The sequence below is a fragment of the Arthrobacter sp. H35-D1 genome (assembly GCF_030063185.1).
Lineage (GTDB): Bacteria > Actinomycetota > Actinomycetes > Actinomycetales > Micrococcaceae > Specibacter.
In genome coordinates, this window is record NZ_JASISP010000020.1 from 1 (window position 1) to 25,968 (window position 25,968).

Annotated in this window: 22 protein-coding genes and 1 tRNA gene; 15 read left to right on the forward strand and 8 right to left on the reverse strand. The window is 62.8% G+C overall.

Features of this window, described 5'->3' with window-relative positions:
* Positions 1-1,939 (reverse strand): DUF222 domain-containing protein (locus tag QMG25_RS15845; RefSeq protein WP_283461963.1); only part of this gene is annotated, 1,939 nt, incomplete at its 3' end.
* 468 nt (positions 1,940-2,407) lie between these two features.
* On the opposite strand from QMG25_RS15845, the gene QMG25_RS15850 reads away from it, so the two are divergent.
* Together QMG25_RS15850 and QMG25_RS15855 are read left to right on the forward strand one after the other, a co-directional pair.
* On the forward strand, positions 2,408-2,941 hold the full coding sequence (locus QMG25_RS15850) for a DUF6318 family protein (protein WP_283461965.1): 534 nt from the start codon (positions 2,408-2,410) through the stop codon (positions 2,939-2,941).
* A 26-nt stretch (positions 2,942-2,967) separates the two neighbouring features.
* Entirely contained in the window at positions 2,968-3,873 is a 906-nt protein-coding gene (locus QMG25_RS15855) for a hypothetical protein (protein WP_283461967.1), read from the forward strand.
* Between the two features lie 126 nt (positions 3,874-3,999).
* Here the strand turns inward: QMG25_RS15855 and QMG25_RS15860 are convergent, their stop codons facing one another.
* Both QMG25_RS15860 and QMG25_RS15865 read right to left on the reverse strand, forming a co-directional pair.
* The gene (locus QMG25_RS15860) at positions 4,000-6,072 is read right to left on the reverse strand and encodes an acyl-CoA dehydrogenase family protein (RefSeq protein WP_283461969.1); all 2,073 of its coding nucleotides are present in this window, start codon (positions 6,070-6,072) and stop codon (positions 4,000-4,002) included.
* Positions 6,073-6,091: 19 nt separating this feature from the next.
* On the reverse strand, positions 6,092-6,799 hold the full coding sequence (locus tag QMG25_RS15865) for a TetR/AcrR family transcriptional regulator (RefSeq protein WP_283461971.1): 708 nt from the start codon (positions 6,797-6,799) through the stop codon (positions 6,092-6,094).
* A 65-nt stretch (positions 6,800-6,864) separates the two neighbouring features.
* On the opposite strand from QMG25_RS15865, the gene QMG25_RS15870 reads away from it, so the two are divergent.
* From QMG25_RS15870 to QMG25_RS15880, 3 genes are read left to right on the forward strand one after another with little or no spacing between them, the layout of a single operon-like run.
* Positions 6,865-8,181: an acetyl-CoA C-acetyltransferase gene (locus QMG25_RS15870; RefSeq protein WP_283461973.1), complete on the forward strand. Its 1,317-nt coding sequence runs from the start codon at positions 6,865-6,867 to the stop codon at positions 8,179-8,181.
* A gap of 4 nt (positions 8,182-8,185) precedes the next feature.
* Positions 8,186-9,592 (forward strand): 3-oxoacyl-ACP reductase, encoded by a 1,407-nt coding sequence (locus QMG25_RS15875; protein WP_283461975.1) that lies wholly within the window; start codon positions 8,186-8,188, stop codon positions 9,590-9,592.
* Positions 9,589-10,542: a MaoC family dehydratase gene (locus QMG25_RS15880; protein ID WP_283461977.1), complete on the forward strand. Its 954-nt coding sequence runs from the start codon at positions 9,589-9,591 to the stop codon at positions 10,540-10,542. The genes QMG25_RS15875 and QMG25_RS15880 overlap by 4 nt, the downstream gene beginning before the upstream one ends.
* Before the next feature lie 68 nt (positions 10,543-10,610).
* On the opposite strand, the gene QMG25_RS15885 is transcribed toward QMG25_RS15880, so the two are convergent.
* Positions 10,611-11,390, reverse strand: a complete 780-nt coding sequence (locus QMG25_RS15885) for a DUF2786 domain-containing protein (RefSeq protein WP_283461979.1) — start codon at positions 11,388-11,390, stop codon at positions 10,611-10,613.
* A gap of 191 nt (positions 11,391-11,581) precedes the next feature.
* Positions 11,582-11,664, reverse strand: a tRNA-Leu gene (locus QMG25_RS15890).
* A gap of 191 nt (positions 11,665-11,855) precedes the next feature.
* On the opposite strand from QMG25_RS15890, the gene QMG25_RS15895 reads away from it, so the two are divergent.
* Both QMG25_RS15895 and QMG25_RS15900 read left to right on the forward strand, forming a co-directional pair.
* Positions 11,856-13,160 (forward strand): M20/M25/M40 family metallo-hydrolase, encoded by a 1,305-nt coding sequence (locus QMG25_RS15895; RefSeq protein WP_283461980.1) that lies wholly within the window; start codon positions 11,856-11,858, stop codon positions 13,158-13,160.
* Between the two features lie 11 nt (positions 13,161-13,171).
* Complete coding sequence (locus tag QMG25_RS15900; RefSeq protein ID WP_283461983.1) at positions 13,172-14,350, forward strand: acyl-CoA dehydrogenase family protein; 1,179 nt, start codon at positions 13,172-13,174, stop codon at positions 14,348-14,350.
* 37 nt (positions 14,351-14,387) lie between these two features.
* On the opposite strand, the gene QMG25_RS15905 is transcribed toward QMG25_RS15900, so the two are convergent.
* On the reverse strand, positions 14,388-14,627 hold the full coding sequence (locus tag QMG25_RS15905; protein WP_283461985.1) for a DUF5703 family protein: 240 nt from the start codon (positions 14,625-14,627) through the stop codon (positions 14,388-14,390).
* 144 nt (positions 14,628-14,771) lie between these two features.
* Between QMG25_RS15905 and QMG25_RS15910 the strand changes: the two genes are divergently transcribed.
* A complete protein-coding gene (locus tag QMG25_RS15910) occupies positions 14,772-15,083 on the forward strand; it encodes a hypothetical protein (protein ID WP_283461987.1) in 312 nt (103 codons plus the stop codon).
* Here QMG25_RS15910 and QMG25_RS15915 read toward each other — a convergent pair.
* Positions 15,080-16,027: an aldo/keto reductase gene (locus QMG25_RS15915; protein ID WP_283461989.1), complete on the reverse strand. Its 948-nt coding sequence runs from the start codon at positions 16,025-16,027 to the stop codon at positions 15,080-15,082. The two genes, QMG25_RS15910 and QMG25_RS15915, sit on opposite strands and share 4 nt — an antisense overlap.
* 126 nt (positions 16,028-16,153) lie before the next feature.
* On the opposite strand from QMG25_RS15915, the gene QMG25_RS15920 reads away from it, so the two are divergent.
* Both QMG25_RS15920 and mshC read left to right on the forward strand, forming a co-directional pair.
* Complete coding sequence (locus tag QMG25_RS15920; protein WP_283461991.1) at positions 16,154-16,990, forward strand: undecaprenyl-diphosphate phosphatase; 837 nt, start codon at positions 16,154-16,156, stop codon at positions 16,988-16,990.
* A gap of 47 nt (positions 16,991-17,037) precedes the next feature.
* Entirely contained in the window at positions 17,038-18,324 is a 1,287-nt protein-coding gene (gene mshC / locus QMG25_RS15925) for a cysteine--1-D-myo-inosityl 2-amino-2-deoxy-alpha-D-glucopyranoside ligase (protein ID WP_283461993.1), read from the forward strand.
* 32 nt (positions 18,325-18,356) lie between these two features.
* Here the strand turns inward: mshC and QMG25_RS15930 are convergent, their stop codons facing one another.
* Positions 18,357-19,247 (reverse strand): PAC2 family protein, encoded by an 891-nt coding sequence (locus QMG25_RS15930; RefSeq protein WP_502866430.1) that lies wholly within the window; start codon positions 19,245-19,247, stop codon positions 18,357-18,359.
* A 98-nt stretch (positions 19,248-19,345) separates the two neighbouring features.
* On the opposite strand from QMG25_RS15930, the gene QMG25_RS15935 reads away from it, so the two are divergent.
* The 5 genes from QMG25_RS15935 (at position 19,346) to dop (ending at position 25,958) form a co-directional block, all read left to right on the forward strand.
* The gene (locus tag QMG25_RS15935; RefSeq protein WP_283461994.1) at positions 19,346-20,083 is read left to right on the forward strand and encodes an HAD family hydrolase; all 738 of its coding nucleotides are present in this window, start codon (positions 19,346-19,348) and stop codon (positions 20,081-20,083) included.
* A complete protein-coding gene (locus QMG25_RS15940; RefSeq protein ID WP_283461995.1) occupies positions 20,080-21,246 on the forward strand; it encodes a site-2 protease family protein in 1,167 nt (388 codons plus the stop codon). Before QMG25_RS15935 ends, QMG25_RS15940 begins: the two co-directional genes overlap by 4 nt.
* 116 nt (positions 21,247-21,362) lie before the next feature.
* Complete coding sequence (locus tag QMG25_RS15945) at positions 21,363-22,451, forward strand: tRNA (adenine-N1)-methyltransferase (protein ID WP_283461996.1); 1,089 nt, start codon at positions 21,363-21,365, stop codon at positions 22,449-22,451.
* A gap of 115 nt (positions 22,452-22,566) precedes the next feature.
* Positions 22,567-24,366, forward strand: coding sequence for a proteasome ATPase (arc, locus tag QMG25_RS15950; RefSeq protein ID WP_283461997.1), 1,800 nt, complete (start codon positions 22,567-22,569; stop codon positions 24,364-24,366).
* Between the two features lie 5 nt (positions 24,367-24,371).
* Positions 24,372-25,958, forward strand: a complete 1,587-nt coding sequence (gene dop / locus QMG25_RS15955; protein WP_283462049.1) for a depupylase/deamidase Dop — start codon at positions 24,372-24,374, stop codon at positions 25,956-25,958.
* The last annotated feature ends 10 nt before the right edge of the window (positions 25,959-25,968 follow it).

The following is a 25,968-nucleotide window of genomic DNA, read 5'->3' on the forward strand; positions in this document are numbered from 1 at the left end:
CGTTGTAGGTGGTGAACGCTGTGCCGAGGCCGTCGCGGCGATCGAGGTCGCTTTGGGTGGTGGTGATAATGAGCTGGGTTTTCAGCCCGCCGTTCAGGGGCAGCTTGCCGGTGCGGGCGGCCAGGGACACGCAGTCCAGCAGCCCGTCGAGGAGTTTTTGGGCCCGGGTGCGGTCATCTTTGACCACCGGGTCGGTGCTCAGCGGATCCATCTGCTCCAGGCCATCAAGGATTTCACTGCTGCCGGGGAAGGGAATCCGGACCCCGTTCACTACTCGCGGCCCCCCGCCGGGCTCCTGCCCCCGGTGATCATCGATTTCATGATCATCGAGGTTCTGCTCCCTGCCTGACCCAGGCCCGGGATCCGGGGACGGGACTGGTCGCTGGGATGGTTCTGAGCGTTCTGGTGGTTCTGGTGGTCGGGTTGGGGCGGTGCCCCAAATATCGAAGTCAGTGCTCTGTCCTGTCGGTTCCCAACCCCTGGGATGGTTCGAGGCAGCCGGGAGCCAGAACCATTGTTCGCCTTCGAAGACCGGGGCTAAAGCTTCCGGTGGCGCGTTGGGCGGTCGGGGTGGAATCTCCCATGCTTCCAAGCGCCGACGCCACCCGGTCGTCAAATCAACCTGTCCGGCACCGGACCCGGCCTGTCCCGTACTGGAGGCAGACTGTCCGGCACTGGTAACGAACTGCCCGGCACTGGACGCGCACTGTTCCGGGCCCGGGACACTTCCTGCCCCGGCACCGGCTCCCTCAGCAGCCCGGTTGACCGGGGCATTGGCCGCAGCGTTGCCTGTGCCGCTGACTGGGTTGGTGCCACCGGCCGGGTTGGCACCGGTGCCTGTGTCGGAATGTGGGGGGCTGGTGGTGAAGAGCCCGATCAATCCCTGCACTTGATCGCACAGGCCATCCTGCCCCGGTTTATTGTCCTGGGTATCCTCCCGGTCGCTGGCGCCAGAACACTCCTCAGCATCCTGTCCGCCATTCCCGTCCGTGCTGCACCCGTCCGTGCTGCACCCATCCGTGCTGCACCCGTCCGCGCCGCGCCCGTCGGGACCGTCGGGGGTGATGGTGTTGATGTCTTTGTGTTTGTTCGGGTTCGTTGCTGTGCCGATGGCGACCATGAGTTGTTCGTGTTGGGCGATGGTCATGTGTCCATCGAAATGAATCAGTCCGCGCCTGGGCTTGCGGAAGAAGAGTCCTTGCTTGGCGAGCAAGTCCCCGCGGCTGGGCTGGTGTCCGTCGGGATCGAGGTGGCTGATGACCCGGTTCCCGAGATGACGGATGAAATCCGGGCTTTCATCCCTGCCCGCCTCCACCAACGTCTCCTCCACGTCCCGGGCAACTTCCCAGGTAGTCTGCCCGTTGTGGGCCAGGTGCTGGGCTTCACCAACGAACCCCGAGACCAGCAACGCCATTTCCTGGGACACCGCACCAGTGAAGAACGCTTCGCCCAAAACCGTTTGCGCGACCGGGGCGACCTCACCGGTCAGCGCATCGGCGACCGGCAACACCACCCGGGCCAGACGCAACCGGCGATGAGCTTCCCCGGCACTGACCTTCAAGGACTGGACCAGCATGTCCACCGGGCTGCGAACCCCGGAACTGGCATATCGCCCCGCTTCGACCCGCTGCGCCAACTCCCCAGCGATCTGCACACCCAGGGCCTGACCGAGATGGGCCAAGTCCTCCAAGTCCCGCGCCCACTGCACACACTCGACATCACCGAGCACCGCGACATCCATACCCAAAGGAACCCCCACAGAACCACCACTGGCAGAGGAACCACCACTGGCAGTGGAACCACCGCGGGCGGTTGACCCGTCACTGGCGGCATTGACCAGGGCGCGGGCCAGACTCAACAGCTGGTGTACGTGATCACCAACCCGCGGGTTCCCTGAAGAGGAGACCGGATTACCCGGCGTCCTTGCCGTTGTTACCATATATTCATTCTAGAAGAAGGCACTGACATTCACTGGACGGGAACAACGAAAGTACACAACCACCCCCCCCGGTCCCGCCCTGTGCAGGAAACAACACCACAACCGTCTTCACTCAACAAGAGTGAATACAACCGGATACGGGCATGTCCAAAGCAGAACCAGTGACAGCATGCCTTGGTGGTGTGGATAACTTCTGGCACGTCTTCTCCGGGGAGTGTACTTTGGTAGCAAGCCACAGCGCTGCAGCGTCAATGTCGACGCCACAACGCAAACCAGCACCAGGGGCAGGGGCCTTCGATGAGGGACAGCCACAGCACGCAGCAGCAACAACGAGCACAGCGGAAACGATCCGCTGGAGCGGTCATCGGTTTGGCCGGAATCCTCATACTGACCGGGTGCACCACGGATACCAGTCCCACCCCACCACCGGTAAGCAGCATCAGCACCACGACGTCCAGTATTCCTACCGTGACTGCGCCGCCGAGCACAGCAGCCCCGGCAACCGCCGCTGCCTATCAACCCGCAACTGCCAACGGGCCGGCTCAGAACGTACCCGTTCCCACCCTGCCCGCCAAAGCCAAAGAATTCAGCAAAGACGGCCTCCTCGCCTTCGCAGAGTATTGGTACTCCACGCTCGGCTACGCGTTCGAGACCGGCGACCCAGGGCCCATGATGGAAATTTCCGGTTCCGGCTGCCCAAATTGCGATGCCATGAAAGACGTCGTGGTGTCTTGGAACTCTGAAGGGCGGTGGATCGTCGGAGGTCAAATGCATGTGTTGTCCCAGACAGCCACTTTTAAACCTGTCGAGGACGGAACCTACCAAGTAATCACAATGGTGCGCCAACAGAACGTCAAGTACTACGGCAGTGATAAGTCGCTCGTTGAAGACAGAGGCCCAAAACCTTCGATCGCAGACATCTTGGTCGCCAATTACTCGTCCGATAGATGGATTGCCGTTACCGTGGAACATCTAAAAGGTAGTAAAGGTACCACAGAATGAATCGCCGATTCGCAAATGGATGGTACATGCCGGGATGGCCGCTGGTGGCGATCATTCTGCTCACTGGCGGGCTGGCGCCTGCTTTTGCAGAACCTGATCACCCGCCAAGATCTGATTGGAATGACAACATCATCGTGTCGGGTGGATGGGAGAAGGGACCAGGCTCCGATTCGCAATATGGTGAGGCGCCTGTCACCGGTCCGGAGGACCCGTTCAAGTACGAGGCCCGCGTTGCCTGCACCTCCGGTGACAGCATCATCTTCCCCGAATGCGCTTCCGTCATGCCGCCATGCGCGACCAGCGACGACGCATCCGACAAAGACGGTGCCGAGAGCACCGCCGTCTACTGGTATAAAGCACTAAGGAACAGTTCCCCGCCGAACTGGACGTACGACTCCGGCCCCGTGTGCGTCCAAGGCAAGAAGCCCCGCGACATCCTGGCCGAGATCGCCGCCCAAATCAGCCGAGAGTTCCAGCACACACCCATCGCCGCTGCCTCCATCGGCAGCCAGCCGGGGCCCCACACACTCCGCGGCAAGGACACAAACGTCTACGCCATCGCCACCACCCAGAACTTCAATATCACCCTTCTGGAGCAACAAGTCACCATCATCGCAACCCCAGTCGCCTACACCTGGGACTACGGCGACGGCGAGGCTTGGGGGCCGACCCCCGTCCACGGCGCACCACTGCACCAAGACCGCATCGGCGAACAAACACAAACCAGCCACATCTACGGCATTACCGGAAAAATCAACATCAACCTCACCACCCACTTCAACGGCACCTACAACGTCAACGGCGGACCATTCCTCCCCATCCCAGGGCAGGGCAATATCCCATCGCCGCCCTTGGGCCTCACGGTCTGGCGCGCCGTCACCCGCTTGTACGCCGACGACTGCATCACCAACCCCAACGGCATCGGCTGCTAAGGGATTGCCCCGGAAAGTCGGGCATCGCGCAGAACGCCGACGGCGGCACCCAAGGGCACCGCCGTCGAACTTCACCGGGCAACTCCGAGGGAGAACATTCCCGCAGTGTGCCCCCAGGAGGAGGATTTACTTCTTGGCAGCCGCCTTGGTTTTCTGAATGAGCACCTTTTCGTCGATGGGGGTAGCTGAGCTTGCGCGCTGCTTGCGGTAGTAGTCGCGCGCTTCGTCCTGGCGTTCGCGCTCAATTCCCGTGGCGATGGTGGCGCGCAGATGTTCGGGGCCGTAGCCGAAAGCGTCCACCAGGTCCATGGCGTGGGGGCGAAGCTTCGCCAGAATGCGGTTGATGTACGGCGTCAGGGTGCGGGCGCGTTGCATGGAAATACGGCCGTTCATCAAATACCAGTCAAGGTGCTTTTCGATCAAGGTCAGTCCGAACAAGTCGCGAAGACGGGTCATGACCTTCTTGGTTCCGGGGTCCTTGACGCGCCCCAGCGCCGTAGTGAACGCCTCCCACTGGAGCAGTTCTGCGTGCGCCCGGGCGGCCTCAATCAGTTCGTGCTGGTGCTCGTTGAAGACTTCGGCACCCTTGTCCTTCGGCAGCTTTGCAGCGCCCTTGAGTGCGCCGGCAACTTCCGCAACCATGGTCTGAACACGGTCCGCCAACATTTGCTGCTGGGTGTCTTCGTCCTTCAGCGCCTTGGCGGACTTCTGCGCGAAACCGGTGTCGGCCACAAACTGGGCAACATTGCGCAGGCCCGTCTTGTGCAGGGTCAAGTCGGCGGCCTGGCCGGCGACGAAGCGTGCCAACACACCAAAGTCGAGGTTGCGGAACTCCTTGCTGTAGTCGCCCAACAGACGCTTGGCCACCAGTTGCAGCAGGACCGTGTTGTCACCTTCAAAGGTGGCGTAGACGTCCAGGTCGGCGCGCAGGGACGTGAAGCGGTTCTCCACCATGAATCCAGCGCCTCCGCATGCCTCCCGGCATTCCTGCAAGGTGTCAAGGGCATGCCATGTGGTCAGCGACTTCAACGCGGCGGCCAACGTTTCCAGGTCCTGCCGGTCTTCATCGGTGTCGTGGGCCCCGGAGAAGACGTCGTCGAACTTCACGAGCAGCTCTTCATGGGCAAAGGCGGCGGCATAAGTGGTGGCAACCAAGGGCAGCAGCCGGCGCTGGTGGCGCTGGTAGTCGAGCAAAACGACTTCCTCGGTGTCGGAAGCTGCGTTGAACTGGCGGCGTTCCGTCGCGTACTGGACGGCGATCTTCAAGGCCACCTTCGAAGCAGCCACGGCGGCGCCGTTCAAGGAGACGCGGCCCTGCACAAGTGTTCCGAGCATGGTGAAGAAGCGGCGGCCCGGGCTTGAGATCGGTGAACTATAGCTGCCGTCCTCGGCTACGTCGCCATACCGGTTGAGCAGGTTAGTGCGAGGTATGCGCACATTGTTGAACGCCAGCTGCCCGTTGTCGATTCCGTTCAACCCGCCCTTGATGTTGTCATCGCGGCCTTGAACTCCGGGCAGGAACTCCTTGGTGGCGGGATCACGCAGGTCCACGTAAAAGGCGTGCACGCCGTGGTTGACGCCCTTGGTGATGAGTTGGGCAAACACCACGGCGGCGAGGCCGTCCACCGCTGCATTGCCGATGTATTCCTTCCACGCCGCCCGGAACGGGGTGTTAATGACGAATTCCTGCGTTGCAGGGTCATACGTGGCAGTCGTGGCGATGGAGGCAACATCAGATCCGTGGCCGATCTCCGTCATGGCAAAGCAGCCGGGAATTTCAACGCTCATGATGCCCGGCAGCCACTTGTTCTGGTGATCCTCGGTACCAAGCTGCATCACAGCGGAACCGAACAGGCCCCACTGAACGCCACCCTTGATCTGCAGCGACGGATCGGCAATGACGAGTTCTTCAAAGCCTGCAACGTTGCCGCCCGGGTCGTTGCTTCCGCCCATTCGAGTGGGGAAGGCGCGGTGGACGGCGTTGTTGTCCACAAGAATGCCCAACTGCTTGAAGACACGTTTCCGGTGTTCGGTGTGGGAGAGTCCCTCAATTTTATGAAGCTCGGGCCTGCCGGCAAGTTCACGGGCCGTGAGCCTGACTTCCGCCCAATGGCCCAGCAGGACTTCCCCGAGAGCGGCGACGTCGACGCCATCACCTTCAGGGGCCGTCAAGGGAGAAGCTGTCACTACATTTGTCATGATTATCCTTCTGCTGCAGTTACTGAATGGGGGCAGGCGTCGGGACGTGGTGCCCCACGCCGTCGAAAAGCCAGGCAGAAATCTGTTCAGCCATGGCGGTGGAGTCGGGTTTGGACGCATCATCCGGGGCTTGAAGCCACAGTTCGCCAGCCGAGCGGACAAGCCCGATGGCCGCTGTGGGCCAATATCCCAGCAAGGGCGACGCCGGATCGCCCAGCAGATTCCGCAGCGGCTCGGTGATCATGGCCGTCACCGATTCAAAGAAGCCGTTCAGCTCACCGGACTGCCGAGTGTCGCCGTCGGCGGCGAGCGTGGCAAAGGAATAGACGTTGGGGGAGGTCTGCGCCATGTGGAGATAGGCGGCAACCATGGCCGTGACGCCTTCCTTGGGGTCAGTTGCCGCCTGCCGTGCCGCCGCGATGGTCTCCTGCATCTGCCGAATTACCACCGATCCCACAGCCTGCCTGAGCCCTGATTTGTCGCCAAAGTACCGGTAGAAAACGGACTTCGAAGTTCCAGCTGTCGCGGCGATGTCGTCCATGGAAGCGTCCGGTCCCAGCCTGTGGATGGCCCGTCTCGCGACCTTGATCAAATCACGACGGCGTTCCTCGCGGTGCGCGTCCCACCTCGCGGAACGCCCATCAACAGCCGCAGGGTTTTCCTGCGGTGTTGCAGGCTGCTCGCTGGATTTGGAAGCAGAGGCAGGCTCTCGCTGTAATATGTTCACGATACTCAGCGTATCAGGTACGCTGGGTATCAAGAACAAACAGCATCATGCAAGGAGAGGACTCCATGACCACCCCCACAACACCAGGTATCCGCAAGGCCGTGATCATCGGCGGGAACCGCATCCCCTTTGCCCGCACGGGTGGCGCCTACGCGCACTCCTCCAACCAGGACATGCTGACCGCCGCCCTCGACGGTCTGGTGGCCCGCTTCGGCCTGGCCGGCGAGCGAATTGGCGAGGTGGCCGCAGGTGCCGTACTCAAGCACTCGCGGGACTTCAACCTCACCCGGGAAGCAGTTTTGGGCTCGGCCCTTGCCGCGACAACACCCGCCTACGACCTGCAACAGGCCTGCGCCACGGGCATGGAAGCCGTCATCGGGCTCTCCAACAAGATCAAGCTCGGCCAGATTGATTCTGCGATTGCCGGCGGCGTCGACTCGGCCTCGGACGCCCCGATTGCCGTCAGCGAGGGCCTACGTGCCATTCTGCTCGATCTCAACCGTGCCAAAACCACGGGCCAGAAGGTCAAGATTCTTGCCCGCATCAGGCCCAAGGATCTCAGTCCCGATGCGCCGTCCACCGGTGAACCTCGCACCGGGCTGTCCATGGGAGAGCACCAAGCACTCACCACGGCGCAGTGGAAGATCAGCCGCGAGGCCCAGGACGAATTGGCGCTTGCAAGCCACAAGAACTTGGCCGCCGCATACGACAGGAACTTCTTCGACGACCTCCTCACCCCGTTCCGCGGACTGAGCCGGGACTCAAATCTGCGCGCCGACTCCAGCATGGAAAAGCTCGCCAAACTCAAGCCCGCCTTCGGAAAGTCCCTCGGCGACGATGCCACCATGACAGCCGGAAACTCCACACCACTGACAGACGGCGCCTCCACCGTTTTGTTGGCCTCCGAAGAATGGGCGGCCGCCCGCGAACTTCCCGTCTTGGCCGAAGTGGTTGACGGCGAAGCAGGCGCCGTTGACTTTGTCCACGGCAAGGACGGGCTCCTCATGGCTCCGGCCTTCGCCATCCCGCGGATGCTGGCCCGCAATGGTCTCACGCTGGCGGATTTTGACTACTTTGAAATCCACGAGGCGTTCGCAGGAACTGTGCTGAGCACCCTCGCGGCGTGGGAAGACGAAGAATTTGGCAGGACGCGGCTGGGCCTCGACGGTGCCTTCGGCTCCATTGACAGGGCCAAACTCAATGTCAACGGCTCCTCCCTTGCCGCCGGACACCCCTTCGCGGCAACAGGGGGCCGTATCATGGCCACCCTCGCCAAAATGCTCCACGAGCGCGGAAGGGTTGACGGCCGCCCCGCCCGCGGCCTGATCTCTGTTTGTGCCGCCGGTGGACAGGGTGTCGTCGCCATTCTGGAAGCACGGTAACCCCATGACCCCAAACAATAAGTCTCCACACGGCAAGACCTCACACAGCACCACTGCCGGCGCACGAGAGAAAGCCGACAAGTACACCGAGTTTGTCAGCGCAGGCCTTGGCCGCGACCTCGCCAAGCGCTTGGGCCTGCCCCAGCCTGCCATCCTGCGCCGCTACAACCCTCAAGCCCCCCTCGTCGAAGGACCCATTTTGGTGCTGGGCCAAGGATCAGGGGCCGACGCCGTCGCTCAAGTGCTGCTCGATTGGCACCAGGATGTACGCAGGCATGCAACGCCCAAGACGAAGTTGGGTGCCATCGTGGCGGTGCTCGACGACGTGCAGAATCCCGGTGAGCTTTCGGAGCCCATGCTGGCCGTTGCCGGCTCATTGCGGGATCTGAACAAGAACGCGCGTGTTGTCAGCATCTCCCGCTTGGCAGCTCCGGACGACGCACCGGAGACGGCTGCAGCACGAAACGCCGTCGACGGTATTGTGCGTTCCCTCGCCAAGGAGCTGCGGGCAGGGGCCACGGCCAACGGCGTGGTGTTGGAGAACGGGATAGCGGCCGACTCGCCCAGTGCCATGGCGGCCCTGCGCTTCTTCCTTTCCGGCCGCTCGGCGTTCGTTGACGGGCAATTTCTCAGTGCCGCCAGCGAAGGCTCCCGGCAGGCACCCAATTGGGAGAAGCCGTTGGAAGGCAACATTGCCGTTGTCACAGGCGCTGCCCGGGGGATTGGGGCAGCGATTGCCCGCACGCTCGCCCGGGACGGCGCCACCGTGGTGGCAGTTGACATCCCTGCAGCCGGCGACCACTTGGCTGAAGTTGCCAACGAAATCCACGGCACGGCCCTGCAGCTGGACATCACCAATCCGGAAGCGGGCAACCGCATCTTGGAACATGCCATGAGCCGCTACGGAAGGCTTGACATCGTTGTCCACAATGCGGGGATCACACGGGACAAACTGCTGGCCAACATGGATGCAGCCCGCTGGGATTCCGTGGTTGCCGTGAACCTTGAGGCGCAATTGCGCATGAACAAGGCGCTTCTGGCCAACACCTGCTTTGCTGACAATGGCCGGATCATCAGTGTTTCCTCCACCAGCGGCATTGCCGGCAACCGCGGCCAAAGCAACTATGCCGCATCGAAGGCGGGCATCATCGGCATGGTGAAATCCACCGCACCCTTGCTGGCTCCAAGCGGGGGAACGGTGAACGCTGTGGCGCCCGGTTTCATTGAAACGGCCATGACCGCCAAGATCCCCTTCGCCACTCGCGAAGTGGCTCGCCGCCTGAACAGTCTCCAGCAAGGGGGCAAGCCCCGAGACGTGGCGGAGGCCATCGCCTTCTTTGCCCAGCCCCAGGCCGCCGGGGTGACTGCGAACATTTTGCGGGTCTGCGGACAGAATTTGGTGGGGCAATGAGCGCTGAGACGTTGTTGACGGAGATGCCCTCGCTGTCCAAGTTGTACGTCAATGCTGCCGCCACGGCGGCCAAGGGGCGGTTGCTGCGTTCGGAACCTGTTCTGGCATTGCCTTCCCGCGCCGTGGAGGTGCGCGGGGTGCGGGCCGATTTGGCGAAGGTGACGGAGTTCTCCCACCTTATGGGTGAAGCCGCCCGCGACGTGCTGCCTTCAGGGTATTTGCATGCGCTGGTTTTCCCGGTGGCCATGAGCGTCATGGTCCAAGAGGATTTCCCGCTCCCGCTGCTGGGCATGATCCACTTGCGGAACCAGGTGGAGCATTTGGCGCCGGTGATGTTCACAGACGAATTGTCGGTGCGGGCATGGGCGAGGGACCTGACAGGGCACCGCAGCGGCACTCAGGTGCAGATCGTGGCTGAAATTCACAACGCCGACGGCACTGAACTGCTCTGGCGCGGAGCGTCCACCTATTTGGCCAAGGGAGTCTTCCTTCCGGGGCTGGACAAGCCTACCGAGGCGGCCATCCGGGAAGATTTCATCCCGCCAGCGCCCACCGCGCAGTGGCGATTGGGTGTGGATACGGGACGAGCCTACGCTGCGGTGTCGGGGGACTTCAACCCCATCCACCTGAGCGTGCTGAGCGCCAGGGCCCTGGGTTTGCGGCGTTCCATCGCCCATGGCATGTACGCCGCGTCGCGTGTGCTGGCCACCGTGCCACAATCCAAGCCGGAGCACTTCAGCTGGGACATTGCCTTTGATTCCCCGGTGTTCCTGCCCGCCACCGTCTCCTTGGAAGTCGTTGACAGCCGCACCGACGACGGCGTGTGGCTCAGTTCCGTATTCACCGCCTGGAACGCACGCGCCGCCAGAAGGTATTTCCACGGCTCGGTTTCTGCCGGTGGTTCAATTCTTGCCGGTGGGGGAACGCGGCAAGAAGGGAAGCAAGTCTGACGGGGCGGTTTTGTCCCTGCCGGCGACCCCTTGATGCCCCGAAACGTTGCTCTCAGCGGCTCAGCCGCTCAGCCTTTAGGGGCCGCGGCCGCGAGGGAGTTTCGATGGGCAGAGTCGACCGCGCCGTTGACGGTTGCCATGGTACCCGCGAAGCTGCCGGCCGCGTGGGCAGCGGAGGACCCGGTGGACAGTGACTGCCTGCGGGCCGAACGGATGGTTGGGTAGAGCAGTTGCACATGCTCATCGGCACGTTCGCGCCGCCCGGCGAGGACAAGCCCCTTGCCAGATTCCCCGGAAGCCATTTCCGAACTGTGGATCGCCTCGAGGCGGCGGGCCACGGTGGTGAGGAAGGCGAGTTGGAATTGGCGCCGTTCCAGCGTTTTGTCATGCGGGCTTAAATACGGCTTGCAAGGGTAGTCGAGCCACCATGCCTGCATGGCCGACACCAATTGCAGCTTGAGGGAGGTAAATAGCCGGAGGATTTGGGCGACATCGGATTCTGCGCCGATTAAGAACATGATCTTGGTGGCAGGCGTGTTGGCCTGCAGGACCCGGACGGTGTTGAAGGCCAGGGCAATCAGGGTGAAGCCCCGTGCAAGCCCCACCCGGTATTGGCCGTTGAGTTCAAAGCGCTGCTCCACCATGGGTTCTTGGGGCTTGCCTGTCTTCCCCGCCTCGGCGTCGATGCTTGCCTGTTCGATCCCGTAGCGGACCATGAGGCGTTCTGCGTGTTCCTGAAACGTCTGGGCCTCCGCCGGATAGGGAGTGCCCTCCGCCTTGGCCAACAGTTTGGTGATGAGCTTGAGTGTCTTCTCAGCCTTGTTGGGCGCTTGCTTGACCGTCTCCATGGTGCTGGCTCCTCGACTTCCGGTGCCGCAACTTGCCCTTGCCAGTGGGTGGGGGTCGCGGCGACTCTTCCATGTTTTGAGGCTAGCGCGTGCCTCTGACATTTCAGCCACCAACCCGATATTCCAGGACTAAATGACGCACCACAACAAAAAGACTCCCTGGGAACCGTGGTTCCCAGGGAGTCTGTCAGTGCGCGGAAAGGGACTTGAACCCTCACCCCGTTTCCAGGACTAGCACCTCAAGCTAGCGCGTCTGCCATTCCGCCACCCGCGCAGGTGATCGCAGGACACTGATTCTTCCTTTCGGTTGAATCGTTGTCTCCCGCAGCAGCGATGAAAACAATAGCACGACTTTTGCCGGAAACAATAATCGAGTCTTCCTTGCCCATTTTGCCCGTCCGCCAGCTGCCCGAATAGACCAAAACGGTAGGCTGGAGGCTACGCCAAGCACTAAGGAGAGTTCCCGTGAACACCATCAGGCCCGAGGACGAAGTTGCGGGCATCTGCTCCGATCTCATCCGTTTTGACACGAGCAACTTTGGCAACAACGAGGGCCCGGGGGAGCGTGCCATTGCCGAGCACACCGCAGCGCTGATTTCCGAGGCCGGACTGTCGGCCGAACTGTATGAGTCGGCACCCGGGCGTGCCAATGTTGTCAGCCGCATCGAAGGCAGCGACTCCTCGCTTCCGGCACTTGTGGTCCACGGGCATTTGGATGTTGTCCCCGCCCAGGCGCAGGACTGGAGCGTCGACCCGTTTGGCGGTGAAGTGCGCGACGGCGTAATTTGGGGCCGCGGAGCCGTGGACATGAAGGACATGGATGCCATGATCCTGTCCGTCATGCGGTCCATGGGCAGGGAAGGGCGCAAGCCCAAGCGCGACCTTGTGTTTGCCTTCTTTGCCGACGAGGAAGCCGGCGGCACGTACGGCGCCCGCTGGTCCGTGGACAACAGGCCCGACCTGTTTGAGGGTGCCACCGAGGCCATCTCGGAGGTGGGAGGCTTCTCCACCGACATCAACGGCAAACGCGCCTATCTGCTGCAGACTGCCGAGAAGGGTCTGGCTTGGCTGCGCCTGACCGCCCAGGGCCGGGCCGGGCACGGCTCGCAAATCAACACCGACAATGCGGTGACCCGCCTGGCCCGCGCGGTGACCCGCATCGGCGAACACCCGTGGCCCGTTGAATACACGGACACCACGCGTGCCTTCCTTGAGGGCGTCTCGGAGCTGACGGGCATTGAATTCGACGAATCCAACCCGGACGTGCTGCTGGACCAGCTCGGCACGGTATCCCGCTTCGTGGGTGCAACGCTGCAAAACACGTCAAACCCCACCTTCCTCAATGGCGGTTACAAGGCAAACGTGATTCCGGGCACGGCCCAAGCCATGATCGACGTCCGGACGCTGCCCGGGCAGCACGACCACGTCCTCGAGGTGATCCGCGACCTGGCCGGCGAAGGCATCGAAATCTCCACCATCCACAATGACGTGTCGCTGGAAACCCCTTTCGCCGGCAACCTTGTCGACGCCATGATCGACTCCCTGCATGCAGAGGACCCCGGTTCCACCGTGCTGCCCTACACACTTTCAGGCGGCACCGACAACAAGTCCCTGAGCCGGCTGGGCATCACCGGCTACGGCTTTGCCCCGCTGCAATTGCCGCCCGAGCTGGACTTCACCGGCATGTTCCACGGCATCGACGAACGCGTCCCCGTCGACTCGTTGAAATTCGGCGCCCGCGTCCTGGACCGCCTGCTGAGCACGTACTAAGGATTCACACCATGAGCACGACAGAGACAAAAACTACTGAACTGACCGAACTTTTGCCGGACGAGCTCCTTGAGCGTTTCCGCGACCGTGCCAAGGGCTACGACGAGCGCAACGAGTTTTTCCACGAAGACCTGGCCGAACTGAAAGTGCAGGGCTATCTGCGCATGTTTGCTGCCGAGGACGACGGCGGACTTGGCTTTGGTCTGCAACAGGTGGCTGCCGCGCAACGAAGGCTGGCGACAGCCGCCCCTGCCACAGCCTTGGCGATCAACATGCACTTGGTGTGGACCGGCGTCGCACATCTGTTGGCCCGGCGCGGGGACGACTCCCTGCATTATGTCCTGCAGGAGGCGGTGGCGGGGGAGGTGTTTGCCTTTGGAAACTCCGAGGCCGGCAACGACTCGGTGCTTTTTGACTCCAACACCGTGGCCCAGCCGCTGGGGGATGGCAGCTACTCGTTCACGGGGACCAAGATCTTCACCTCGTTGTCCCCGGCGTGGACGCGACTTGGCATCTTTGGCAAGGACGCGAGCGGGGAGGAACCGGTGTTGGTGCACGCCTTCATCAGCCGGGATGCTCCCGGATACACCATCAAGGACGACTGGAACACGCTGGGAATGCGAGCCAGCCAGTCAAGCACCACCGTGCTCGACGGCGTCGTGGCACCGGCGGAGCGGGTCTTTCGCAAGTTGCCTGTGGGGCCCAACGCCGATCCGTTGATCTTCTCCATTTTTGCCTGTTTTGAAACCCTGTTGGCGGCTGTTTACACGGGGTTGGGGGAGCGGGCACTGCAAATTGGCGTGGCCACCGTAAAGAAACGGACATCAAAGAAATACGACGGGAAGACGTACGCCCAGGATCCGGACATCCGCTGGCGCATTGCCGACGCCGCCTTGGCCATGGACGGGCTGTACCCGCAACTCGACTCGTTGGCGCGTGACGTGGACAACCTCGCCGACCACGGGGCACAGTGGTTCCCGAAGATGGTGGGGCTGAAGGTCAGGGCCACCGAGACAGCGCGGACTGTGGTGGATTTGATCATCCGTGTCAGCGGCGGCGGAACTTACTTTGCCGGCAACGAACTGGGCCGTTTGTATCGGGATGTGCTGGCCGGGATCTTCCACCCCTCGGACGACGAATCGGCCCATTCAACGATTGCCAACGCCTGGTTGGGACCCGTCGAGCCATAACCGTCGCGGCGGGGCCGGTGCTAATAGACTTCCAGTGCTAATAAACTTCCAGGGTGCGCTCGACGCGCAGGACTTTGCGGCGCATGAGGTACTTTCGTTGACCGCCCATGTAGAGGGTGCTGCGCTCGAGCTCCCACTTCCCGTATTCCGCGTGCTCGCGCAGGCGCTGGTAGGCGGTGGGGACATGCTCGCCGGGGGCAACGGTGATAACCAAATATTCATACTGGCGCAGGGGTGCCCCTCGGACATTCACCACTGGTTTCAATGTTTCCCTCATTGAAGTTCCTTTCCGTCCACGGCCAGTGAACCATGGGCTCTGCTCCAACGCTACCCCCTGCCGGCACAGCGTGGGGTGCTCGGTGGGAAAGGGACGCTCGAAGGGGACTTTCAAGTTCGGAGGCACACTGGTAGCGTCATGCGCATGAGCATCGATCCCCGTGAAGCCCTGAGTTCACTGACCTCGGCATTGGAAGAACACTTGGTGGCCGCTTCAGCGCGCCGGGGAGAGGAAGACCCCATTGTGGAGGCCACGTTCCTGGGCATCATCGACGCCTTTGAAGTGTATGAGGAAGCCCTGTTTGACGCCTTCGACGAGGTGACGCCGCTTGTCATCTACGGCGACGACGGCGCCGATTTCGACGATGACGATCATGACGACGACGACGACGACGATCATGACGATGACGATGATGACGAAGACAGCGACGAGGAACTTCAGCGGCAGAAGGGCTAGCTGCTTCCCTGGTTGAGCCGGGAGACTTCGTCCAGCACTGTGGTGATTTGGTCCGGCAACGGATCCAGCGAGGAAGAGAGAATTTCCTTGAGTTGCCCGTGCGTCCTTGGCCCCACCACCGCAGCAGCGACGACATGGTGTTCCAGCAGCCAGCCCAAGGCCACATCCAGCGGCGTGCGCCCCAACCCCTTGGCCGCTGTCACAAGGGCTTCGACGATCCTGGCGGGGCGGCCCTCCAAATACCTGTCCACATAACCGGACATCGTGGAACTGGCACCGCGGGAATCGGCGGGGATCTGTCCCCTGTACTTTCCCGTCAGGGCCCCACGGCCCAACGGCGCCCAACACAGCAGACCGGCGCCAACGTGTTCGGCGGCCGGGATGACTTCCGGCTCTGCCGTGCGCTCCAACAAGGAGTACTCAAGCTGGTTGGCCACGATGGGTGCCTCGCTGAGTGTGGCCGCACGGGCCAGCTGCCAGCCGTTGTAGTTCGACACGCCGGCGTATCGCACCCTGCCGCTGCTGACGGCATGCTCCAAGGCTCCCAAGGTTTCCTCCAGCGGCACGTTCTCATCCCAGATGTTGGCGAGCCACAAATCAAGGTGGTCCGTGCCGAGCCTGGCGAGGGAAGCATCAAGACCCGCCAGCATGGCACGGCGCGATGTGTCCACCATGCGCTTGCCATTGCGGTGGCTCACACCGGCCTTTGAGACCAACACCACATCACTGCGCGGAACAACATCGCCCAGCAATTCACCCAGGATGGCCTCGCTGCGGCCCTCCACATAGCTGACGGCCGTGTCGAGGGTGGTGCCGCCTGCGTCAACAAAGTCGCGCAGCATGGCCCCCGCAGACTCGACGTCTGTCTCTTTGCCCCAGGTCATTGTGCCCAAGGCCAGCGCTGACACGCGCAGTCCGCTGGTGCCCATGAATCGTTGTTCCATACGTGCAAGCTTAGGTGAACAGCACGGCCCTTGTTTGCGGCCCTTGCGGCCCTTGCGTGCCGGCGTTCCGCGCGCCGCGGCCGACGCTGGGCCGTGCGAGGCCTGACATGCTCTAGGCTGAAACGCGTGAACTGGTTTGAAGCAGCCTTCCTAGGCCTAATCCAGGGCCTGACCGAATTCCTCCCGATTTCCTCAAGCGCCCATCTTTTTGTTGTCGGAAAGTTCCTGCCTTCGGGCGAGGACCCCGGAGCGGCATTTACCGCCGTCAGCCAACTCGGCACTGAAACAGCCGTGCTGGTGTTCTTTTGGCGAGACATTGTCCGCATAGTCAGGGCCTGGTGGGGTTCATTGCGCGGGCGGGTCCCGCGCAATGAACCGGACGTTCGCATGGGCTGGCTGGTGATCATTGGCAGCATACCCATCGCACTGTTGGGGGTGTTGTTCCAAAGCCACATTGAGTCGACGTTGCGGAACCTGTGGCTGGTGGCCACCACGCTCATTGTCTTCGGCCTCATCCTGGCCGTGGCCGACACCGTCGCCTCCCAACGCAGGGAACTGAAGGACCTGAGCTACAAACACGGCATCATCTACGGTTTCGCGCAGGCGCTGGCCCTCATACCGGGTGTTTCGCGCTCGGGCGGCACCCTCACCGCCGGTTTGCTGATGGGCTACACGCGAGAATCGGCAGCACGGTATTCGTTCCTGCTGGCCATCCCTGCAGTGTTTGGCAGCGGTTTTTACGAACTCTACAAAGTGGTGTCGGGGCATGAAAGCGCCGCCGGGCCCTTCGGCATTGGCGAAATTGCACTGGCCACGGTCATCGCATTCGTGGTGGGATATTTCATCATTGGCTGGTTCCTGAAGTTCATCTCCACTAAGAGTTTTCGCCCGTTTGTCTGGTACCGGATCGGGCTGGGCCTGCTGCTGTTCATCCTGTTGGGAACCGGAGTCATCACCGCATAGGGCTTACCTAAGAGTAACTTCGCCCGGGAAACTGTACAGTGGGCACTGTGAAAACTTGGAAGTCCCATGCCCTCCCCCAGCTGCCCGGCATCATGCCGGCCATCCATTTGCATGAAACCACCCAGCAGCGCGTGGTTCCCCTGCCGGACTCGGAACAGGCAAGTCTCTATGTCTGTGGCATCACGCCGTACGATGCCACCCACATAGGCCACGCCGCAACGTATGTGGCCTTTGACCTGCTCAACCGGGCCTGGCGCGACCAGGACCGCGCCGTCAGCTACGTGCAAAACGTCACTGACATCGATGATCCGCTGCTTGTTCGGGCCAACCGCGACGGTGTCGACTGGCGCGAGCTGGCCGCATCCCAGACGGCCTTGTTCCACGCCGACATGGAAGCCCTGAACGTGTTGGCCCCGGAACACTACATCGGCGCCGTTGAATCCATCGCCTGGCTGGTTCCTGAAGTGGAAAAGCTGATTGCCGACGGGCTGGCGTATCCACTGGCCGGCAGCGACGGCGAGCCCGACGGCGACATCTACTTCTCCGTTGAAGCCGCCTCGGCCGCGACGCACGAAGTCGGCCCCAAAGCCCCTTGGTGGCTTGGTCAGATCAGCGGCCTGAGCCAGGCGGAAATGCTCCCGTTCTTCGCCGAACGGGGCGGCGATCCGGACCGACCCGGCAAGCGAAGCCCCCTTGACGCCCTCTTGTGGCGTGTGGCCAGGGACGGCGAACCGTCTTGGGACGGCGCAACACTCGGCGAAGGCCGCCCCGGCTGGCACATCGAGTGCACAGTCATTGCCCGGCGCTTCCTGCCCAGGCCCTTCACTGTCCAGGGCGGCGGCAGCGACCTTGTCTTCCCGCACCATGAAATGGGTGCCGGCCATGCCTACGCCCTGGGGGAGACGCCCATGGCCCAGCACTACAGCCATACGGGCATGGTGGGCCTTGAGGGGGAAAAAATGAGCAAATCCCTGGGCAATCTGGTGCTGGTCTCCGCGCTCCGTGCCGAAGGGGTGGACCCTGCAGCCATTCGCCTGGCCATCCTTGCCCACCACTACCGCGCTGATTGGTTCTGGACTCAAGAACTGCTTGACGACGCCGACCACCGGCTTGAGCGCTGGCGCCAGGCCTTGCTGCAGGCTCCCGAAGGAACGGCGAAGCCGGTCCTGGCCGAAATGCGCAAGGCCCTGTCCCAGGACCTTGACGCACCACGCGCCCTGGCCGCCGTCGACACCTGGGCGGCAGCCGCGCAGGAATCGCAGAGCCTGGCTTCCGAACGCGACGCCGCCCTGGTCTCGGATGCCCTCGAGGCACTGCTGGGCATCGAGCTCTAAGGCACTGTGTTCCAAAGAAGGCGGTTGCGCCGCTAGGGCTGTTCGCGGCCCCGGCGGCGCAGGTAGCGTTCAAATTCCTGCGCGATGGACTCGCCACTGGCTTCAGGCAGTTCGGCCGTGTCCTTGGCTTCTTCCAGCTGTTGCACGTAGGCGGCAATCTCCGGGTCCCCTGCGGCCAGGTCGTTGACACCGCGTTCCCAGGCCTGGGCGTCGTCGGCCAGTTCCTGCGTGGACAGCGGCACATGCAGGAAATCCTCAATGCGGTTCAGCAGCGCCAACTCGGCCTTGGGGGAGGGCGCCTGGGCCACGTAGTGCGGCACGGCCGCCCACAGTGAAATGGTCGGCAGGCCGGCCAACAGGGCCACTTCATTCAAGACGCCAACAATGCCTATCGGGCCCTCATACTGCGACGACTCAAGCTTCAAGCGCTCGGCCAGCTCGTCGTCGTCGCACGTTGCCGTGACGGGAATGGGGCGTGAATGCGGCACATCGGCCAGCAAAGCACCCACCAGCACAACGTAGTTGACCCGCAGTTCGGCGGCCTTCGCCAAAAGCTCGGCAGTGTAGGCCCGCCAGCGGTAGGACGGTTCAACGCCGTGCACCAGGACCACGTCGATGTCCGAGTCAGGAATGCTGGCCTTCGCAATTTTGGTCACGGGCCACTTGACTTTGCGCCCGCCGTCGTTCGTGAGCTTGATCTCGGGACGGGTGAACTGGAAATCGTAATATTCATCGGGTTCGATGACGGCAACCCGTTTGGCGCCCCACAGTTTGTGCAGGTACTTCAGCGCGTCGCTGGCGGACTCCCCGGCGTCGTTCCAGCCTTCGAAGGCGGCCAGCAGGACGGTCACCCGGTCTTCGCCAGGCGCCTTTTGCAACAACCGTGCGGGGTCGATGGGCGCGTCGTCGTCAATTGTGCTCACAGGGCCAGCCTACGGCGCGAGCGCGTGGGTTGCACCATGCACCACGCGCAGCCGACCCCGGAATCCGTTCCACCCCGCATGACCCGTAGACTGGTGGCATGCTTTTACCCTCTGCAACCGCCGTGCCCGGCGCGACTACGCCCCCGCCCGCGCTCAAAGCCGTGCTGTGGGACATGGACGGGACCCTTGTCGACACCGAACCGTACTGGATCGCGGCCGAAATTAAGCTCGTCACCGAGCACGGCGGGCACTGGGACGTGGAAAAGGCCATGAGCCTTGTGGGCAACGCACTGGAATCCTCTGCCGCAGTCCTGCAAGAGGCGGGCGTGAAGCTGACGGTGCGCGAGATCGTGGACCACCTTTCCCGCTCCGTCATCGCCGGCATCCGCAAGGAACTGCCGTGGCGCCCGGGAGCCCGCGAGCTCTTGGCGGAACTGCATGGCAGGGGAGTGCGCTGTGCGCTCGTCACCATGAGTGAGCGGAATTTGGCCAGTGAAGTGGTCAACGCCCTTGACGGCAACTATTTTGAATTCCTCATCACCGGCGACGAGGTGGAGAACGGCAAGCCCCACCCCGAGCCGTACCTGATGGCGGTTGCGCGGCTGCGCGAAACCGACCCGGAACTGACGAACGCCCATTGCGTTGCCATTGAAGATTCCGTGCCGGGCGTTGCCTCCGCAGTGGCCTCGGGCGTTGCCACGATTGCCGTCCCGAATGCCGTGCCGCTGCCTGCGGATGCCCGCCGCACCACCTGGCCCACCTTGGCCGGGCGGACGTACCACGACGTTGCCACAGTTTTGGCTTCCCGCCCGGCTTCCACCGGGGCTGCCTTGTGAGCGATGCTTCCCACGGTGCCCCGAAGCGCCGCGAGGGGCTGGTCCTTGGCTCAGTCAAGGGCACGCCCATTATTTTGGCCAACTCCTGGTTTCTGATTGCCGCCGTGACAGTGCTGATCTTTGGCCCGCAGCTACAGGCCAACTTCCAGGCATGGGCCTATCCCGTGGCCTTTGCCTACGCCCTGCTGTTGCTGCTCTCGGTGTTCATCCACGAGCTGGCGCACGCAGTAACGGCAAAATTGTATGGCTGGACCACCCATAAGATCGTGCTGAACCTTTGGGGCGGCCACACTGAATTTGATTTCAGCAAGGCAACTCCGGGCAAGGCGCTGGTGGTTGCCTTCGCAGGACCCGTCGCCAACTTCGTGCTGGCGGGCTTGGGCTTCCTGCTCAAGTTGGCGCTGCCGGTGCCCGTGTCCGTTGAACAGGTCACCATGGGCGGTTCCATTGCCCTGCTGTTGGTGAACATCTTCATTTGGGCCAACCTGCTCATTGGCTTGTTCAACGTGTTGCCGGGGGCACCCCTAGACGGTGGACGCCTCGTGGAATCCATTGTGTGGAAGGCCACGGGCAATCAAGAAAAGGGCACCATCGCTGCTGGTTGGGCCGGGCGCATCATTGTGGTGGCACTTGTTGTCATTGTCCTTGCCGTGCCGTACATGCTCGGCAGCCAGCCCGACCTGACGACGACGTTCATCCTCATCCTGCTGGCAGGATTTTTGTGGATGGGGGCTTCTGCCTCCATCAAGGCAGCCAGAATCAGGTTGCGGCTGCCGGCCATCAGTGCCGTGGAGCTGGCCGTTCCGGCAGTCAGTGCCTCGAATCAGTGCACCGTGGCCCAATTGTGGACGCTGCGGGCCCAGCACCGGTCCGCTCCCATCGTGCTGTTCGGCAACGACGGACGCCCAGCCGCCGTCGTGGACGAATACGCCCTCGCCAACGTTCCGCCGCAGGCAGCGCAAACCACGCCTTCCAGTGCCGTGGCACGAATGCTCTCTGCCGGCGCCTATGTTCCCGAGGCGGCTGCGGGTGCTGAACTTGTGTCCTATCTGGCCCAACTTCCCGACACCGAATATGCCGTGATCAATCTTGACGGGCGGGTCACCGGACTGCTCAGCCAGGCCAAGGTTGTTGCGGCCATCACCGGCAAGCCGGTCCCCTGACGACCGGGCCAATGACCTCCTCGATGGCCCGCCTGCTGGCCGGTTGACGTACTGCAGGCCATGACCGCACCGGCCGGAGAACTTTTTTGCGAGCAACAACACGACAGGAATTAGCCATGAATCACCCCGGTTCCACCACAGAACCCGCCCAGGCCCCGCACGGTGCAGCACAACGCCGCGGACCGTTTCGCGCCGGCGAACGCGTGCAACTCACAGACGAGCGGGGCCGCATGAACACCATCACGCTCACTCCCGGCACGGCGTACCACACGCACAAGGGCTTCCTCAATCACGATCTGCTGATCGGAGCACCCGAGGGTTCCATGGTGGAAAGCAATGTGGGACAGCAATACCAGGCGCTGCGCCCTTTGCTCTCGGACTTTGTCCTCTCGATGCCGCGCGGTGCCGCCGTGGTCTACCCCAAGGACGCCGGGCAGATCATCACGATGGGAGACATTTTCCCGGGTGCCCGCGTGGTTGAAGCCGGTGTGGGCTCGGGCGCGTTGTCCATCTCCTTGCTGCGCTCCGTGGGCGACTCCGGGTACCTGCATTCGTTCGAGCGCCGCGAAGAGTTTGCCGACATTGCCCGCGGCAACGTGGAAACCATTTTCGGCGGCCCACACCCGGCCTGGAAGATCTCCCTCGGCGACTTCCAGGACCAGGTGGTGGAACAGGAGGCCCCGGGCAGCATCGACCGTGTGGTCCTTGACATGCTGGCCCCTTGGGAATGCCTGGACGCCGTGGCCACCGTGCTGGCCCCCGGCGGCGTGTGGATCAACTATGTGGCCACCGTGACCCAGCTCTCGCGCACCGCCGAGGCCATCCGCGCCGACGGGCGCTTCACCGAACCCGATGCGTGGGAGTCCATGGTTCGTGGCTGGCACCTGGAGGGACTGGCCGTGCGCCCGGACCACCGGATGGTGGCGCACACGGGCTTCCTCATGGTGACCCGCCGCCTGGCCGACGGCGTGACGGGCATGACGCCCAAACGCCGTGCGTCCAAAACAGAATTTGCCCAGGAAGACCTGGATGCCTGGACACCGGCAGCCGTGGGGGAGCGGGCGGTATCGGATCGGAAACTGCGCCGGGCCGCCCGGGATGCGTCCTCCACCGTGCAAACAAAGCGCACCAAGAGCAAGGACACCGGCGAGGCTGCAGACAAGACCCCGGAAAAGACACCAAACGAGGCTGCAGACAAGACATAAGCCCCTGGCTCCCGCCGAGGAACTCGGTCAAGCGCCCGGGGGACTGGCTCCCGGGTGCAATGGCACTAAAGTTGGCAGTACCGGCCTTCGATCGGCCGCGGAAGGAACGATGGACATGAGCAACGACGCAATGAACACCGCCTCGGGCAATCCCTCCCGGAACAGCCCCGCCCAGGACAGCCCCGTTCCGGGATCTTCCGGGGACAGTTACTCCGCGGGGCCGGGCCAGCACGCGGTCCTTGAACGGCAGCTCAATGTGCTCCGTGACAAGGCGCGCAACCTGGATCGGCAGCTGGCCTCCGCCACGCAAAACAACTCCAAGCTTGTGGCCATGCTGGAGACGGCCAAGGCCGAGATCCTGAAGCTGCGCACGGCGCTGGAAAACGCCGGCGAACCGCCGTACGGCTTTGGCACCATCATCGCCATCAACCGGCCGGCGGCTTCCTCGGGCAAGGCCACGGCGGTCACACACGAAAGCCTTGACATTTACGCTTCAGGGCGCAAGATGCGGGTGGGCCTGAGCCCGCTGCTGCGCCTGAACGAACTCAATGTGGGCCAGGAAGTCCTGTTGAACGAAGCTTTCGTGGTCATTGCCGGCCTGGGCTACGAGCGAGTGGGCGAGCTTGTCACCGTCAAGGAACTGCTGGGCAGCTCCCGCGCGCTTGTCAGCGGCCGGGCCGACGAGGAGCGTGTTGTCCGTCTGGGAGGCGCGCTGCAGGGCGGCGCCGTCAAGGTGGGCGACGGCCTGACGTTGGACGCTCGCACGGGCTATGCACTGGAGAAGATCCCGCGCTCGGAAGTGGAAAACCTGATCCTTGAAGAGGTTCCGGACATTTCCTACCTGGATATTGGCGGGCTGTCGTCACAGATCGAACAAATCCGCGATGCCGTGGAGCTCCCCTTCCTGCACCCGGACCTGTACCGGGAGCACGGGTTGAAGGCACCCAAGGGCATCTTGCTCTATGGGCCTCCCGGATGCGGCAAGACGCTGATTGCCAAGGCGGTGGCGAACTCGCTGGCCAAACGCGCCCGCGAACGTTCCGGCGTCAAGGACCAGAAGAGCTACTTCCTCAACATCAAGGGCCCTGAACTCCTTGATAAGTATGTGGGGGAGACTGAACGCCAGATTCGGTTGATCTTTAGCCGGGCACGGGAGAAAGCCTCGGACGGCAGCGCCGTCGTGGTGTTCTTTGACGAGATGGACTCCTTGTTCCGCACGCGCGGAACCGGCGTCTCCTCCGACGTGGAGACCACCATCGTGCCGCAGCTGCTCAGCGAGATCGACGGCGTGGAACGCTTGGACAATGTCATTGTCATTGGCGCCTCCAACCGCGAGGACATGATCGACCCTGCCATTCTGCGCCCGGGCCGGCTGGATGTGAAGGTTAAAATCCAGCGTCCCGATGCCGAGGCCGCTGCGGACATCTTTGCCAAGTACGTCACCACCAGCCTGCCGTTCCACGCCGATGACCTGGCCGCCAACCACGGCAGCCTGCAGGAGACCGTGGAAGCCATGATCCAGCGGACGGTGGAGGCCATGTACACCACCGACAAGTCCAATGAGTACTTGGAAGTCACCTATGCCAACGGCGACACTGAAATGCTGTACTTCAAGGACTTCAACTCCGGTGCCGTCATTCAAAACGTGGTGGACAGGGCCAAGAAGTACGCCATCAAGGACTTGTTGACGCACAATGAAAAGGGCATCCGCATCGAGCACATGCTCCGGGCCGTGGTGGATGAGTTCCGCGAGCACGAGGACATGCCCAACACCACCAACCCCGACGACTGGGCCCGCATTTCGGGGAAGAAGGGCGAACGGATCACCTACATTCGCACCATTGTCCAAAGCAAGGAAGGCCAAGTGCCCGGGAAAACTCTGGAAACCGTGCACAACACGGGGCAGTACCTGTGAGTGTTGTGCGGGTCGTGGGGGCCGAAACGGAATACGGCATCCACGCTCCGGGGACGCGGCAGTTCAACGCCACATGGCTCTCCACCCAGGTGGTGCATGCCTATTCGCGCGAGACCAGCCACCGGGCGGCTGCCGGCGGGGAGACCCGTTGGGACTACACGGACGAGGACCCGTTGGCCGATGCCCGCGGCTGGTCCATGCCCCGCGAAGCTGCCCATCCCAGCCAGCTGACAGATGCAGAACCCGTGCTCACAGCCGCCCAGATCGCCTTGGAGGGCGGGGAAAGCGGAGACACCGGCGCACCCCTGATGATGAACATGGTGCTCGGCAACGGCGCACGCTTGTATGTGGACCACGCCCACCCGGAATACTCCTCGCCGGAGGTGACGAATCCGCTCGACGCAGTGCGTTGGGATGCTGCCGGGGACCTTGTTGCGCTGGCGGCCGTGCGCCGAATCGCCGCCACCGCGGACGTGCCCGAAATCAACCTGTACAAGAACAACACCGACAACAAATCGGTGTCCTACGGCAGCCATGAAAACTACCTCATGCCGCGCAGTGTCCCCTTTGCGCACATTGTTTCCGGGCTGACCCCGTTCTTCGTCACCCGCCAGCTCATGTGCGGTGCCGGGCGCGTTGGTCTTGGCCAGGACGGCTCGGGCAGCGGCTTTCAGATCAGCCAGCGGGCAGATTTTTTTGAGGCCGAGGTCGGTTTGGAAACCACCATCCGCCGCCCCATCATCAACACCCGCGACGAGCCGCATGCAGTGGCAGAGAAGTACCGCCGCCTCCACGTCATCATTGGCGACGCCAACTTGAGCCAGGTCTCCAACTACCTCAAATTTGGCACGACGGCGCTGGTGCTTGACATGATTGAACACGGCACGGCCCCTGTGCTGAAATTTGCCGATCCGGTGACGTCGCTGCGAGAGATCAGCCACGACTGGGAACTGCAAGGAACATATTTGCTGGCCGATGGCAGCCGCACCACGGCCCTGGACGTGCAGTGGCGCTACCTCAAGGCTGCACTTGCCCATGCACAAGCCAACGGTTCAAGCCACCCTGAAACGGGCGACGGCCACACCGCAGCCGTGCTGGCCAAGTGGGAAGAAGTGCTCACGGCCCTGGGAACGGACCCCATGAGCCTTGCCGGGCAACTGGAGTGGGTGGCGAAACTCAGTCTGTTGCAGCAGTACAGGAACCGCGACGGCTTGGACTGGGACGATCCCCGGTTGGGCCTCATCGATCTGCAATGGGCGGACATCCGCCCGGAAAAGGGCCTTTACTACAAGCTGCTGCAGCGCGGCCGCATGCAGCGAGTGGTCAGCGACGAGTCCATTGCCGCCGCGGTGCAAGCCCCGCCGCCGGACACAAGGGCGTATTTCCGCGGTCGCTGTATCCAGGATTTTGGCGCCCATGTGGTGGGAGCCAGTTGGGACTCGGTCATCTTCGAGGTGCCGCAATTGCGCCGCCTGCAACGCGTCTCCACGAAGGAACCGCTGCGCGGAACGAAGGAGCTCACCGCCGGGCTTTTTGACAACAACACGGGCCTGCAGGATTTCCTGTCCCAATTGCTGTCGGACGCACACTAGGACGCGCCCT